Source organism: Microcoleus sp. CAWBG640, from assembly GCF_020883015.1.
GTDB lineage: Bacteria > Cyanobacteriota > Cyanobacteriia > Cyanobacteriales > Microcoleaceae > Microcoleus > Microcoleus anatoxicus.
Map to the genome: position 1 here is coordinate 16,630 of NZ_JAHRFC010000059.1, position 14,213 is coordinate 30,842.

11 protein-coding genes are annotated in these 14,213 nt (G+C 46.0%); 8 read left to right on the top strand and 3 right to left on the bottom strand.

What is annotated here, in order from left to right; all coding sequences use genetic code 11:
* Positions 1–15 precede the first annotated feature (15 nt).
* The 4 genes from AAFP11_RS22725 (at position 16) to AAFP11_RS22740 (ending at position 3,774) form a co-directional block, all read left to right on the top strand.
* Complete coding sequence (locus tag AAFP11_RS22725; protein WP_341739094.1) at positions 16–1,239, top strand: bifunctional riboflavin kinase/FAD synthetase; 1,224 nt, start codon at positions 16–18, stop codon at positions 1,237–1,239.
* Positions 1,240–1,301: 62 nt separating this feature from the next.
* Complete coding sequence (locus AAFP11_RS22730; RefSeq protein WP_341739095.1) at positions 1,302–2,210, top strand: MoxR family ATPase; 909 nt, start codon at positions 1,302–1,304, stop codon at positions 2,208–2,210.
* Between the two features lie 514 nt (positions 2,211–2,724).
* The gene (locus AAFP11_RS22735; protein ID WP_340526107.1) at positions 2,725–3,051 is read left to right on the top strand and encodes an MgPME-cyclase complex family protein; all 327 of its coding nucleotides are present in this window, start codon (positions 2,725–2,727) and stop codon (positions 3,049–3,051) included.
* A gap of 69 nt (positions 3,052–3,120) precedes the next feature.
* Positions 3,121–3,774 (top strand): hypothetical protein, encoded by a 654-nt coding sequence (locus tag AAFP11_RS22740; RefSeq protein WP_341739096.1) that lies wholly within the window; start codon positions 3,121–3,123, stop codon positions 3,772–3,774.
* Positions 3,775–3,826: 52 nt separating this feature from the next.
* Here the strand turns inward: AAFP11_RS22740 and AAFP11_RS22745 are convergent, their stop codons facing one another.
* On the bottom strand, positions 3,827–5,932 hold the full coding sequence (locus AAFP11_RS22745) for a tetratricopeptide repeat protein (protein ID WP_341739097.1): 2,106 nt from the start codon (positions 5,930–5,932) through the stop codon (positions 3,827–3,829).
* A gap of 374 nt (positions 5,933–6,306) precedes the next feature.
* Between AAFP11_RS22745 and AAFP11_RS22750 the strand changes: the two genes are divergently transcribed.
* The 3 genes from AAFP11_RS22750 to argJ all read left to right on the top strand — a co-directional run bounded on the left by AAFP11_RS22750 (position 6,307) and on the right by argJ (position 8,089).
* Positions 6,307–6,501: a hypothetical protein gene (locus AAFP11_RS22750; protein ID WP_340526191.1), complete on the top strand. Its 195-nt coding sequence runs from the start codon at positions 6,307–6,309 to the stop codon at positions 6,499–6,501.
* Between the two features lie 56 nt (positions 6,502–6,557).
* Positions 6,558–6,701 (top strand): hypothetical protein, encoded by a 144-nt coding sequence (locus AAFP11_RS22755; RefSeq protein WP_341739098.1) that lies wholly within the window; start codon positions 6,558–6,560, stop codon positions 6,699–6,701.
* 146 nt (positions 6,702–6,847) lie between these two features.
* Positions 6,848–8,089 carry a bifunctional ornithine acetyltransferase/N-acetylglutamate synthase gene (gene argJ, locus AAFP11_RS22760; RefSeq protein ID WP_341739099.1) on the top strand — a complete coding sequence of 414 codons (1,242 nt, stop codon included), beginning with the start codon at positions 6,848–6,850 and terminating at the stop codon, positions 8,087–8,089.
* 396 nt (positions 8,090–8,485) lie between these two features.
* On the opposite strand, the gene AAFP11_RS22765 is transcribed toward argJ, so the two are convergent.
* Positions 8,486–9,646, bottom strand: coding sequence for a patatin-like phospholipase family protein (locus tag AAFP11_RS22765; protein WP_341739100.1), 1,161 nt, complete (start codon positions 9,644–9,646; stop codon positions 8,486–8,488).
* Positions 9,647–9,803: 157 nt separating this feature from the next.
* Entirely contained in the window at positions 9,804–10,805 is a 1,002-nt protein-coding gene (locus tag AAFP11_RS22770; RefSeq protein WP_341739101.1) for a zinc-dependent alcohol dehydrogenase family protein, read from the bottom strand.
* A gap of 215 nt (positions 10,806–11,020) precedes the next feature.
* Here AAFP11_RS22770 and AAFP11_RS22775 point away from each other — a divergent pair, with 215 nt between their 5' ends.
* Positions 11,021–14,200, top strand: a complete 3,180-nt coding sequence (locus AAFP11_RS22775) for an EAL domain-containing protein (RefSeq protein WP_341739102.1) — start codon at positions 11,021–11,023, stop codon at positions 14,198–14,200.
* Positions 14,201–14,213 lie beyond the last annotated feature (13 nt).

Genomic DNA, 14,213 nt, shown 5'->3' on the forward strand with positions numbered 1-14,213 from the left:
GTGAAAATTTAAAGCGTGTGGGTAACTTATTCTTGTACTGCTGCTCTGACTCCAACTGCCGTTGCCTTGGGAAACTTTGATGGTTTCCACCTAGGGCATCGACAAGTCGTGCAGCCAATTTTAAATCGATCGATTCGGGAAAATTCTGGGCAGATTTCGGCGACTGTTTCTGCACCGCAGCGGGATTTAGGACAACCAGGGCCTAATAACAACGAAAATTTGGTTTTTGAACCGGAGACTAGGAGGGAGTTTGATCCGGCAGACAGCCTCGTCCTCGCCCACTGGGGCAAGAATTCTGATGTTGGTTTGTCCCAGACTAGGACTGAAGACAATGAGATTCCAGGCTGGAACTCTGATGGGGCCGTGAGGTTTTACGGAACGGTGGTGACATTCGATCCGCACCCACAAGAGTTTTTTACGGGTCAAGCAAAAAAACTGCTGACTCCTCTGGCAGAAAAGATAGAATTGCTAGAAGCAATCGGTGTGGAGCAGCTTGTGCTGTTGCCGTTCGATCGCGAATTGGCTGCTTTGACTGCCCAGGAGTTTGTCGAGGAAATTTTGGTGGGACAACTGCAAGCGAGTCGAATTAGTGTCGGGATGGATTTTCGTTTTGGACGGGGACGGACGGGCACGGCTGTGGATTTACAGGCGATCGCCTCTAACTACGGCATTGATGTTACTCTAGTAGGACTTCACACCTGCGGTAGTGGCGAACGAATCAGCAGTTCTGTGATTCGCGAAAGTCTAGCCAGCGGAGACCTCCAACGGGCAAATCAGTTGCTGGGCCGTCCTTACAGTTTGGTGGGTCCCATAGTTCGGGGACAGCAGCTTGGCAGGACAATCGGATTTCCTACCGCTAATATTCAATTACCACCCTCCAAGTTTTTGCCACGTTTTGGTGTATATGCAGTGCGAGTATCGATCGAGGATGGAGATGGAGTCTTCCCAGATGAAAGTTCTTCCTATAAGTGGGAAAATCCCAAATCTCTAATGCTGGGGGAATCCTTAGATGTATCTTTGGTCAATGGGGTGATGAATGTGGGCTGTCGTCCCACAGTGGACGGTCAGCAACCAACAGTGGAAGTTCACCTGTTAGATTGGTCTGGGGATTTGTACGGTAAAACCTTGAGTGTGAGTTTGGTGGAGTTTTTGCGACCTGAACAAAAATTCCCTTCTCTGGAAGCTCTCAAAACTCAAATTCAGGCAGATTGTGATGTTGCTAGAAGTGTGTTGTTATAGGGAAAATGGAAGATGGCCAATGGCATTCTCTGTAATGGTTTAAACAATTAAAAATCAGAAAAATGAGAGAAAACATCGATCGGCTCAAGCAAAATCTAGGCAAGACTATTGTTGGGAAGACGGATGCGATTCGCTTGGTGATTGTAGCCCTGCTTTCGGGGGGACACGCGCTGTTGGAAGACGTGCCTGGTGTAGGGAAAACGCTGTTGGCGAAGTCTTTGGCGCGCTCTATCGATGGAAAGTTTCAGCGGATTCAATGTACTCCCGATTTGTTACCAACGGATGTCACTGGTACTAATATTTGGAATCCCAGCAGCGGGAAGTTTGAATTTTTGCCTGGTCCAGTGTTTGCCAATGTGTTGTTGGCGGATGAAATTAATCGGGCGACACCGCGTACTCAGTCTGCTTTGCTGGAAGTGATGGAAGAAAAGCAGGTGACAGTAGACGGGGTTTCTCGGAATGTTCCAGCACCGTTTTTTGTGATTGCGACTCAAAATCCGATCGAATATCAAGGCACTTTTCCGCTACCAGAAGCCCAGATGGATCGCTTCACTTTATCGTTGACTTTGGGTTATCCTGCACAGTTGGAAGAGTTGCAAATGTTGGAGAGGCTGTCTGATAGTTTTGCGGTGGAAGATTTGCAGCCTTGTATTTCTTTGGAACAGGTGCAGGAGTTGCGCCGTTTGTGTGCGACGGTCAAGGTGGAAGGGCATTTGAAACAGTATATTGTGAATTTGGTGCGATCGACTCGCGAAGATGAGGAGATTACTTTGGGAGTTAGTCCGCGAGGTGCTGTATCTTTGCATCGTGCGGCCCAAGCTTTAGCGTTTATTTCTGGCCGAGATTATGCGACTCCCGATGATGTCAAGAATTTGGCCCCCCACGTACTTGCTCATCGATTAATTCCCGCCGCTGGGAGGAGGGCGAAGACGATTGTTGACAGATTGTTGCGAGAAGTTGCTATTCCTTAAACAGTTGGTAGTGCATCTCAATTTGGCATAGGCGAAGCATGACCTCTGTAAATCTCTGGCGATTGCTAATAAATTGTCTGCGGTCATGCTATAGCCCCTAGGAATATATTTGCCAAAATGACAGCAAATAAGGTAAAGTAAACGGCACAAGAGTTGAGAGTTCCATCACTCCAGCAACTCAACCCACCGCTCCTACCTCAGCACAAATGAGGGTAGGAGGGAGGTTCACCCCATTGGTGTCAACTTAACGTCAAACCTAGTCACAGATTGCTGTTTGACTATTAAATCCAGATCCCCCCTAGCCCCCCTTCCCAAGGGGGGGACAAGATTCCGATCAAAGTCCCCCTTCCCCCATCCCCCCTTGGGGGGGGCAGGGGGGGGTGGGGGGGCTAGGGGGGGGTGGGGATTTAGGGGGATCTAGACTTAGGTAAAAGCGACATTTATCAAGGCTTTCAGTCTTAAGTTGACACCAATGGGTTCACCCCTAACCACTAATCTCTAACAAGCACAAAAAATGTCAACCTACTACTACGTTTTAGCTAGCCAGCGCTTTTTACTAGAAGAGGAAGCCCTAGATGAAATATTCAAAGAAAGAACTCGCAACTACCAAGAACAAGAAAAACAAATAGACTTCTGGTTAGTTAAACAGCCAGCTTTCCTAGAAGCACCGACAATGGCGAAAGTTAAGGCACAATGCCCTCAGCCCTCAGCGGCCATTATTTCCACCGATCCTAAATTCATCACTTGGTTGAAACTGCGATTAGAATATGTACTGACAGGTGAATTTGAATCACCTTCAGAAACTATCCCCGATGCCTTAGCATCCCTACAGTTAGCATGAACAAATTAGCAAAAAGCAAAAAGCTAGATTGTAAAGCTGGCAATATTTATCAGCAAAATCAACAATTTTATGGTTAAGTTGCGGATATTTTATGCTGGCTTCATCGCCATTTTTGCATTGACAATTTCATCGATTTCTGTGAAAGCTCAGCCGAGTTGCCAACCGCCTCAGTCCGATGAGTATCTACTGTTAATTGTTACCAAAACCCCGGAACAGCAAGAAATAGCCAGACGTTCTTTTCCCGGAAATACTAATAATACAGTTTGCCAATATATCACTGACACGGTAACGCGAGTTGGCGGCTTTCGCAATTCGCAAATCGCTCGCGATTGGGTGAAATATATCGAAGAAGTTGTCGGATTACGGGCTTATGTGGTGCGATCGCCCGCGCAATCTATTACCCAAGATTTGCCAGTCTACAATCCTGAACCAGCTACTAATCCCGACAATGGCAGTGTGGGCTTTAATCCCCAACCCCTGGGTGCCGGTTATGCTGTGTTGGTGGATTATTTTAACCAACCGGAATTAGCCGCCCAAGTGAGGCAAGTTTTAGGGAAGCAAGTAGGCTTAGCTTCCTACGGGCAGCGTCCTTTTTTGTTCGTGGCTTATACAACGGATCAAGCTGCTGCTACTGCTGCGGTAAAAGCATTGAGCGATCGAGGTTTTTGGCCCATGTTGGTAGACAGCCGCCGGGTGACGTTAATTTCTCCTGGTGTTCGATGATGATGGCTTGATGCTAAATCCCGGTTACTCACCCCTTCGATCGAGGGGTTTTTTAACCTGGATTGGGTATGAGTTGGGGCTGATGGTTTCCTAGCTGACTTTCAGCGCGCTTTTTTGCTTCCATCGCGGCTCCATAATCTAGTCTATAGCGAAGTGCTTTGTCGTAGGAGTCGATCGCCTCTTGATATCTTTTGACTGCTACCAGGGCATTGCCACGACTGTACCAGGCTTCGGGGTAGTCTGGCTTGACATAGACAGCTTCATTGTAAGAGGCGATCGCATCTTCGTACCGCTTCAAATTATATTGTGCATTCCCTCTGTTGTACCAAGCTTGATACTCCTTTGGGTTTAAATCTAGGGCTTTGCTGTAACATTCAATTGCTGATTCGTACCTGCGTAATTCGTGGTAAGACCAGCCTAAATTGTACCATGCTTGATAATAGTCTGGTTTGAGCTTAATAGCTTGTTCGTAAGCTTCTACCGCTGCTTCATGCCGTCGCATTTTCAACAAAGCGATGCCTTTACTATACCAGCCTTGGTAAAAATTTGGTTGAAAGCGCACGGCTTTTTCGTAGGATTCAAAGGCTTCTTGGTTTTTGTTCAATTCTAGGAAAACATTCCCTAGATTGTACCAGGCTTCTGGGTTGTCGGATTTAATTTCTACTGTTTTTTGATAGGAGTTTACGGCTTGTTCGTACTGCTTTAAATTCTGGTATGCTTGTCCCTGATTGTACCAAGCTTGGTATAGGTTTGGCTGAAATTTGACGGCTTTTTCGTAAGAGGCGATCGCTTCTTCGTACCGCTGGGAATTTAAGAGTGAATCGCCTCTACCTTCCCACGCTGGAGGATAGTCTGGCTGGATTTTTAAGGCGTGTTCAAAAGAGGCGATCGCCTCTTGATGCTGTTGCAATTTGTCCAAAACATAACCGCGTCCTGTCCAAGCTTCTAGATATTCTGGATTTAATTCTATTGCTTTGTCATAGGCTGACTGGGATGCTCGGTATTGTTTCAGTTCGGACAAAGTTTTGGCTTTTTCTTGCCAAACTTCGGCGTAGTCTGGTTTTAGATTAAGGGCGCGATCGTAAGCTTCCAGAGCTTCGGGAAATCGGTTTAAATTGTAAAGAGTATTGCCTCGTTTGTGTAAGTCTGTGGCGTTAGCTGCATTCAGGGTGTTGACAGCATAAGTGGAGGCTAGAATAGTGAGGCTAATTAAACTGGCGATCGACAATATTTTTAAATACAGTTTTTTACGAGATTTGACTGGGCCTTTGGGAGTCACGATAGGAGACAATAAAGGCACAGTACCGCTGGTTGCTGTTTTTAATTCTTTAATAGCTTCCAAGGCTTCGCCGGCACTAGCATAACGCTGGCGAAAATCGTAGCGCACCATTTTATCTAAAACTTTAGCAAATTCTGGAGTGACTGATGCTTTGTCCTGCCAAATAATTTCCTCTGTATCTGGATCTTTTGGTAATTGGTGGGGAATTATGCCTGTGAGGCATTGAATGGCGATCGTACCTGTTGCATATATATCACTGCTGAGTTTTGGGTTGCCGTGGGCTTGTTCGCTAGGCATATAACCGGGGGTACCAATGCTGACGCTTAAGCTGTTTTTGGCATGAGGATTGGTGATTTTAGTAGTAATTTCTTTGACTGCACCGAAGTCTATTAAAACTAATTTTCCGTCTCGATCTCTGCGGAGGATGTTGCGGGGATTGACATCGCGGTGAATCACATTTTGCTGGTGTACAAAGTCGAGAATTTCGAGAATTTCCTGTAAGATGCCCAGGACTTCATTTTCCTTCATGCAATTGCTAGCCCCCCCAGAGGTAGAAGGGGGGATAATTTCTTGATTTAAATCATGACCTTCTATAAATTCTTGAACTAAATAAAATTCTTGATTTTCTTCAAAATAGGCGAAAAGCCGGGGAATGCGATCGTGATTTCCCAACTTGTACAAAACTTGTGCTTCGGTATCAAACAAACGTCTAGCTATTTGTAGACTGTTGGGATCTGTTGTTTGGGGTTTGAGTTGCTTGACGACGCAGAGGTGATTTCCTGGTAATTGCCTATCTTCGGCTAGGTAAGTTTGAGCAAATCCGCCGCCTCCCAAGTGACGGATAATGTTGTAGCGACTGCTGAGTGTGATTCCAAGCATGAGATTTACCTATGGCCTTTGTCAGTTAGGTGGTTACTAGGTAATCGGTAATGGGGCATGGGGCATGGGGCATGGGGCATGGGGCATGGGGCATGGGGCATGGGGCTTTTGCTAAATTATACAAAAATAGTAGAGGAGGCAGAAATTGAGTTTTTGCTTCCTCTACTATTTTTGATGCGATCGCCTCTGGGGAGATGGAAGGGCGATCGCCAGCATTAGCCAAAAAGTGTCCGATCCCTGGGAGTGCCAGTTGTATGTAAAGTTTTATTACAATTACACTTTAGTAACTTTAGATACAGAATTATCTGTTATATTGAAAATATGGACAAGAAAGACCAGCCCAACTTTAGTCAAGCAAGACGGAGGAACCGCATATGTCTACCGAAAATCAAGCTCGCTCCCTGATGATGCGCCATCACCACTTAGTGAAAAACCGCCAGCAATCGATGCTCAACCGTAGCGCCACCGAAGTGGGTATGGAAGATCCTAACTACTGGGGTCATATTCAAGGGAAGCCCCAGCCAAGCCTGCAAGCCAGTTACGATCGCAGCAACGCCACCATGAGCTAAGCAAGCTCAATTGCCAACAGTCGGCCAAGTCAATACCTACCTTTGGAGAAATGGTGATGTCTACCCAAGAACAAGCCCGCAGTCTGATGATGCGCCATCAAAACCGAGTTGTGAATCGTCAGCAATCTTTGCTAAGCCGCGTGGCTGCTGAAATTGGTTTAGATACTAGCTCACAGCACAGAGGTCGATCGCAAACATAGCCTTCAAATAATGCCATTTACAGTATCATCGCGATTTCTTCTTGAGTTTGAATTCTCAAGAAAAAGTCGCGATTAATTTTATAAATGGGCTGAGATACTTGATATAATCCGGTCTCAATGGAATAGAAGGCTTTAGGGAGGGAATCATGTCAGACTGGAAAGTAATTGACGGCGGAGTTACAGCACCGAAAGGATATCGAGCATCGGGAATTACAGCGGGTTTGAAGCCTTCTGGCTTGCCGGATTTAAGCTTAATTTTGTCAGATGTCGATGCGATCGCCGCGGGAGTCTTCACCACATCGACTGTGCGGGCTGCTTGCGTGGACTACTGCCGCCAGTTACTGCAAGCTAAACCCAGCGCCAAAGCCATTTTGTGCAATGCGGGACAAGCCAATGCAGCAACGGGAGAACAAGGTTTAGCCGATGCCCTCGAAAGTGCGAAATTGTTGGGAGAAGCGCTGAATATTCCCCCAGAATCAATTCTGTTGGCCTCGACAGGAGTCATCGGGCAGCGGATTAAAATGGAACCGCTGAGGGCGGCAATTCCGCAATTAGTGGCCGAGGCTTCTTCCACTGGTTCCGATGCGGCCGCTAAGGCTATTTGTACAACAGATTTAGTGCCGAAAACCATCGCTCTAGAAACCATGTTTGGCGATCGACCGGTACGCATCGGTGGCATTTGCAAAGGTTCGGGAATGATTCACCCAAATATGGCAACAATGCTAGGATTTGTAACTTGTGATGCAGCAGTATCATCACATTTGTGGCAAGAAATGCTCAGTCGCGCGGCTAACAGAAGTTTCAATCAAATTACTGTTGACGGAGACACCAGCACCAACGATTCGCTAATTGCTTTGGCTAACGGACAATCTCGCACACCAGCAATTACAGAAATGGGTGCAGATGCGGAGAAATTAGAGGCGATGCTTACAGAAGTTTGCGTGCATTTAGCCAAGGCGATCGCCCGTGACGGTGAAGGTGCAACTTGTTTAGTAGAAGTGCAAGTTAGTGGCGCGCCGGATGAAGTTTCAGCTAGTAAAATCGCCAAAACCATAGTTGGTTCTTCTTTAGTGAAAGCAGCAATTTTTGGACGCGATCCAAACTGGGGAAGAATTGCAGCGGCGGCTGGGCGTGCGGGCGTACCTTTTGAACAAGAGAACTTGCGAATTCAATTGGGAGATTTTTTGATGATGGAAAATGGGCAACCTTTAGCCTACGATAAATCTGCCGCGAGTAATTATATGAAAGCGGCGGCTGAGGGAGAATATTTGACCAATGATACGGTTTTAATTCAGGTTAGTGTGGGCAATGGCGGAGGTTTTGCGAAAGCTTGGGGATGTGATTTGAGTTACGATTATGTAAAAATTAATGCCGAGTATACGACTTAATCGTCATTTTTTATTAGATACCCAACTTTTTCACAAAGTCGGGTATCCAGGTATAATATATATACAAAATCACGTCTATTTTTGAATTTTCAGGGGAGTTATATCAATTCCGGTTGTATCGGAATGATTTAACCGCGAAGGCGCGTTCGGCGAAGCCGTTCCCGTAGGGTAGGACGCGAAGCAAGAGAAGAGAGAGTTTTAATACAGGACGATGAAGACAGGATTTTATATTATTTAACCGCAGAGAACACAGAGAGATGAATACAGGATTTGATAAGTAGAAGGAAGGAAGAAGATCGATGTGAAGAAGGAAGAAGATCGAGGTGAAGAATGCTCATACAGCAAGCTTTTTAGCCACCTGTATCTTACGTTTAATTAGGTGGATTTACTTATCAGTCAACGGGACAACAGAATATCAGCTAACTTATTCAGTTTTTCATCTTCTTTCTTATTGGTCAAAAATGATTTTTCAATTTCTTGCTGGATTTCCAAAAGTATTTGTTGATTCGCATTGAATGCAGAATAGTTTTTTGACAATATTGGTTGAAAGCGAACATATTGCTCGGCATTCATTAATTGATTGATGATATAAATGATGCCGTCGGAGGAACCATCGGCAAAAACATCAATAATGGGGATACCATCTAGGGGATTAATCCATTCTCCCGCACCCCATGTTTGCGATTCTGAAATGCCGATTTGTTTGAGATTTTGACCAGTGCCTAAAGATGTGACTAAAATATCTTGGATATCGACTGTATCGCGCCAGGGGCTAGCAGGATTTTGTCGCCATTTGGGATTAGCAGGGGGATTGCTATTCCAGCGCAAACGTTCTGCGATCGCACATAATGCTGGGTTACTGGCGACAAATCCGCCGTCTATTAAAGGAATACCTTTGATATTGCCGCCTACGGGGATTTGATGGCCCTCTTCCTCCCAATTTTTGAGAAAGTCGGGATTGTTCATGATGTGGGCGGGAAAGGCAATGGGTACGGCAGCAGAGGAGCGACAAATTTCCCAAACAGGGATTTTTTCGTGGGCAACTTTGGTATTCTTGAAAACAACTGGTTGGCGATTATAAATGTCGTAACTGGTAATTAAAACTGGTTTTGGCAACTCTTGAAATAGTAAGGGTTTGCCCACTAAATTTTCGGGTTTTATTGGTTTTGGTAGTTTTTCAAAATTGATTTCTCCTTGTCCAAAAAATGCCTGAAGCACTTGTTTTAAACCTACACCATCGTAGATGGGCTGAGTGGAAAAACCTGCGGAAAGACGGTTGATAAAACTACTAAAGACATTTTTGAAAGGTGGGAATATTTCTATGCCTCTTTCGATGTACATTTTTTTGATGCGGCTAGCATCAATTCCTCTAGCTACAGCACAAACTGTCATGCTTCCTGCGGAAGTACCGGCCATCAAATCGAAATAATCTCTGAGTTTTTTATCGGGAGCTTTTTGGCGTAGTTTTTGTTCCAATTTTTCTAAAATAATGGCGGAAACTAGGCCACGGATGCCGCCACCGTCGCAGGAAAGGATGGAATAAGGTTTGTCAGCCATTCGATTTCGGATTGGGGATTTGGGATTGAAGATTGGAGATGTACCTTGTTGCTGACCCCCTTGGGGGGTGAGGGGGGTTGCCTTCTTCCTGAAGCGGTTGGTATCCTTCAACTTCGCTACGGCGGTAAACGCAGTCGTTGGACTTGCTTCCTTTTACTTAGGAAATCTGCAACACAATTTTACCTGTTACGGAGCCTGTTTCTAGCAATTGATGAGCGGCTTGGGCTTGTTCTAGGGGGAATGTTTGGCTGACGTGAATTTTTAGTAAGTTACGATCGCACAAACGGGCACATTGCTGCAAAATACGAGCCTGCTGTTGCTGTTCTTCTACCAAACCTTGCAACATTGGGGTTAACATTAATTCCAAACTGATGCGCAGATTTCGCATTCGGGCGGTTTTTAAATTGCCTAAAGCGGGGTCTGGTTCCAAAATTGTCACCAAATCTCCATAAATTTTTACAGCCGGAATAGTTTGGTAAAAAGTTTCTCCCCCAACGGTATCGAAGGCTAAATCGACTCCTTCTCCTTGGGTCCAAGTCAAAATTTCATCGACAACATCGGCTTTTTTATAGAAAATAACTGAATCTGCTCCTAATTGTTGGACAAATTCGGCTTTTTCTGGGGAACTGACGGTAGTGCAAACATCCGCACCCTGTAATTTGGCTAACTGTATGGCGACATGGCCGACACCGCCAGCACCTGCTTGAACCAAAACTTTTTGACCAGCTAGCAAGCGTCCGCGATCGTACAGCGATTCCCATGCTGTAATTAAGACTAACGGTGACGCCGCCGCCTGCACAAAACTTAAACTAGCAGGCTTGAGGGCGAGAAACTGCTCGTCTATCACTGCCAACTCAGTATAAGTCCCTGTCGGACCGCCTAAGCCACCGTTGCAGAAGAAAACTTCGTCCCCAACTTGAAAACTTTGTACGCCAGAACCTACGGCTTCAACAACTCCAGCACCGTCACAGCCCAAAACGTGAGGAGTTCGATCGGGATAAAAAGTGCCGCGCCCCCGCAACTTAGTGTCGATCGGATTTACTCCCGCGGCTCTGAGCCTTACCAAAACTTCGGTTTCTTTTTGTATAGTGGGGGCTGGGATATCTTGCAGTTTCAACACTTCCGGGGCTCCGGGAGTTTCAAAAACAATTGCTTTCATATTTTTTTGTTAATTGTTAAAGATGCTCTAGCTCCGATCCTACCTTGCTATGTTACTCATCTGTGAGGATATGTAGTTATTTTTTTAGTCGGTGTCTGCGAGAGTGGTAGTAGTCGTACAGTAAACATCTAAGTTTTCTTTTTTGGATCGGGATTACTGTTTACAAAACAGCGCAGGTTCGCTGGCATCTATATCTTTCTATAAAGCTGATAACTATGGACGGTTCTCAATACGAAATTCAGTCTCTGGCCTGTAACGATCCCCAAGTTAGTGGTGCTTCTCAATTCGATGAAGATTTGCTGGGCAAAATTTTAGCAGGTATCGATCGCGCGACGGGAGAAGAATTTTTTGAGGCGTTAGTTCGTCACTTAGCGTCCGCACTCTCAGTTCGCAGCGCCATCCTGTCCCAATTGCTCAAGTCTCACGATCGCAATGGTTCTAGTCCTAAATTGCAAGTTATCAGCTTTTGGAGCGATCGACAACGGCAGCCAAACTTTGAGTTCGACACGGCAAATACTCCCGAATCACTGACGATCGAGCAGGGAATGTACTCCTGTCCAGACTGCCTTATAGAAACCTTTCCTCAAGACCGTAGACCTTTAGCTAGAGGGGCGCGGAGTTTCCTGGGAGTCTCCCTAGTCAACTCTTACGGCGAAGCCCTAGGCACTATTTGTCTGTTCGACGATCGACCCTTTTCCCCAGAAAAGGTAGCTCAATTTAGATTAATTCTCAAAATCTTTGCCTCGCGGGCGACGGCGGAATTAGAGCGGCAGCGACTGCAAGCACAACTCTACACTGTGGAAGCAAAATACTGTGCTCTTGTGGAACAAGCACCTACTGTCACCTACATTTCTCCGCTCAACAACCCTAGCATCAAACTTGATATTAGCCCGCAAATTGAGACTTGGCTTGGCTATTCTGTGGCTGAATGGAAGGCTGACCCGAATTTGTGGCTGAAAGTGGTTCACCCGGACGATCGCGATCGGGTGCTGGCTGAAAGCGTTACACAGACATTCGCTGATGGAGAATATATCCCCTCGGAGGGGCCGATTGTTTCAGAATACCGGGCGATCGCCCGCAACGGCAAAGTGCTATGGTTTCGAGACCGGGCGATTGTGGTTCGCGACGAAGCCAGCCAGTCTCTGATCCTGCAAGGGGCAATGTTTGATATCACGGAGACTAAAGTAACGGCTAATGCGCTACTAGAAAGTGAATTACGGTATTACACTTTGGAAAAAATTCTCCCGGTGGGGATTTTTCGGGGCGATGCTTCTGGAGAGTGTTTGTACGTCAATGAACGATTTTTGGAGATGGCGGGGCTGAGTCTGACGGAGACACTGGGCTCTGGTTGGACTAAAGCTTTGCATCCACAGGACCATGACCGGGTTTTGAAGCAGTGGTATCAGGCGGTGAGAGAGAGATTGCCTTTTAAGTTAGAGTACCGCTTTTACCAGGGCGATCGCACAACTTGGGTATTTTCGCAAGCGGTGCCGGAAATTGCTAAAAGTGGGGAAGTTCTCGGCTACATTGGCACTCTGACTGATATTACCGATCGCAAACAAGCAGAAGAAGGACTGCAACGGGCGGAAGAAAAATATCGCAGCATCTTTGAAAATGCCAGCGAGGGGATTTTCCAGACGAGTCCAGACGGGCGCTACCTCAGTGCAAACCCAGCTTTGGCGAGGATTTATGGCTATGAGTCGGCGGCAGAATTGATGATACAAATACAAAATATCGATACCCAACTATATGTTGAACCCGATCGCCGGGGTGAGTTTTTGTCGGCAATCGAAAAACACGGTTATGTGTCTGAGTTTGAGTCGGAAGTTTACCGCGCTGATGGTACGGCTATTTGGGTTTCGGAGAATGCCAGGGCAGTTCGCGATGCTGAGGGAATTTTGCTTTACTATGAAGGCACTGTGGAAGATGTCACCGATCGCAAAATAACCGAAGAAAAGTTAGTACATGACGCTTTGCACGACACCTTGACTGGTTTGCCGAATCGAGCTTTATTTATGGATCGGTTGTCTGAGGCGATCGACTTGTCAAAATGTCGTCCTAATTTTTTGTTTGCGGTGTTGTTTATTGACCTTGACCGTTTTAAGGTTGTCAATGACAGTTTAGGGCATTTAGTCGGCGATCGATTGCTGATTGCGATCGCTGGGCGGCTGCAAACTTGTTTGCGTCATGGAGATACAGTGGCGCGTCTCGGTGGCGACGAATTCGCTATTTTGCTGCAAAATATCAAAGACAGGGAGGATGCAATTTATATTGCCGATCGAGTTCAAACCCAACTATCCGAGCCTTTTTACCTCAACGAATATCAGGTGTTTAGCAGTGCCAGTATTGGGATTGTTTGTTCCGGTTTGTCGCAGCAGTCATCAGCAAATTCAGAACAATCCCTCGCGGGCGATCGGGATATTAACAACATAGAAGTTGGTTTATCTGCCTTTGCTGCCGACTCCGCCATTCCCCCTATCCAGCAGCTTCAAATTTTGTACGATCGGCCTGAAGAATTGCTGCGAGATGCAGATGCCGCTATGTATCATGCTAAAGCATCGGGTAAAGCTCGTCACGAGGTTTTTGACTTAAGTATGCACACTCGTGCCGTCGCCCTTTTGCAACTAGAAAATGACCTGCGCCACGCTTTAGAACGCCAGGAGTTTCAACTTTACTACCAACCGATTATTTGTTTAACTAGCGGTACGATCAGCGGTTTTGAAGCGCTGCTGCGATGGCATCACCCGCCGCGGGGAGTAGTCTCTCCTGCGGATTTTATGTCGGTAGCAGAGGAAACCAAATTGATTATACCTATTGGTTGGTGGATGATGCGATCGGCTTGCCGGCAGATGCAACAATGGCATCAGCAATTCCCGGAGCATCCTCATCTAACTGTCAGCGTCAACCTTTCTAACCAACAATTTAAACAGCTAGATTTAATCGAACGTATTCGCGAGATTTTGGCAGAAACTCAGCTTAATCCTCGCACTTTAAAGTTGGAAATTACTGAAAGTGTAATTATGGAGAATGCCGAATCAGCAGCGGCTGTGCTCGTGGAGTTGAAAAGTTTAGAGGTTCAATTATATATTGACGATTTCGGCACTGGCTATTCTTCTTTGAGTCGGCTGCACACTTTTCCCACTGATGCTTTAAAGATCGATCGAGATTTTGTGAACCGGATGACGGAAGATGAAGGAAACGAAGCCATTGTGCAGACTATTTTAGTTTTAGCCGGTCATTTGGGTATGAATGTAATTGCTGAAGGTATAGAAACTATTGAACAGCTTAATTTGCTCAGGGCACTGCAATGTGAATACGGACAGGGATATTTTTTCTCTAAACCTGTAGACAGCAATACAGCAACCATGTTAGTCGCGAGTAAGCCAAAATGGTAATTAGTTTGTTGAC

Excerpts from the sequence above, each read along its gene's own strand:
- AAFP11_RS22730 (WP_341739095.1), top strand. The coding sequence starts at position 1,302 with ATGAGAGAAAACATCGATCGGCTCAAGCAAAATCTAGGCAAGACTATT.
- AAFP11_RS22735 (WP_340526107.1), top strand. The coding sequence starts at position 2,725 with ATGTCAACCTACTACTACGTTTTAGCTAGCCAGCGCTTTTTACTAGAA.
- AAFP11_RS22740 (WP_341739096.1), top strand. The coding sequence starts at position 3,121 with ATGGTTAAGTTGCGGATATTTTATGCTGGCTTCATCGCCATTTTTGCA.
- AAFP11_RS22745 (WP_341739097.1), bottom strand. The coding sequence starts at position 5,932 with ATGCTTGGAATCACACTCAGCAGTCGCTACAACATTATCCGTCACTTG.
- AAFP11_RS22750 (WP_340526191.1), top strand. The coding sequence starts at position 6,307 with ATGTCTACCGAAAATCAAGCTCGCTCCCTGATGATGCGCCATCACCAC.
- AAFP11_RS22755 (WP_341739098.1), top strand. The coding sequence starts at position 6,558 with ATGTCTACCCAAGAACAAGCCCGCAGTCTGATGATGCGCCATCAAAAC.
- argJ (WP_341739099.1), top strand. The coding sequence starts at position 6,848 with ATGTCAGACTGGAAAGTAATTGACGGCGGAGTTACAGCACCGAAAGGA.
- AAFP11_RS22765 (WP_341739100.1), bottom strand. The coding sequence starts at position 9,646 with ATGGCTGACAAACCTTATTCCATCCTTTCCTGCGACGGTGGCGGCATC.
- AAFP11_RS22770 (WP_341739101.1), bottom strand. The coding sequence starts at position 10,805 with ATGAAAGCAATTGTTTTTGAAACTCCCGGAGCCCCGGAAGTGTTGAAA.
- AAFP11_RS22775 (WP_341739102.1), top strand. The coding sequence starts at position 11,021 with ATGGACGGTTCTCAATACGAAATTCAGTCTCTGGCCTGTAACGATCCC.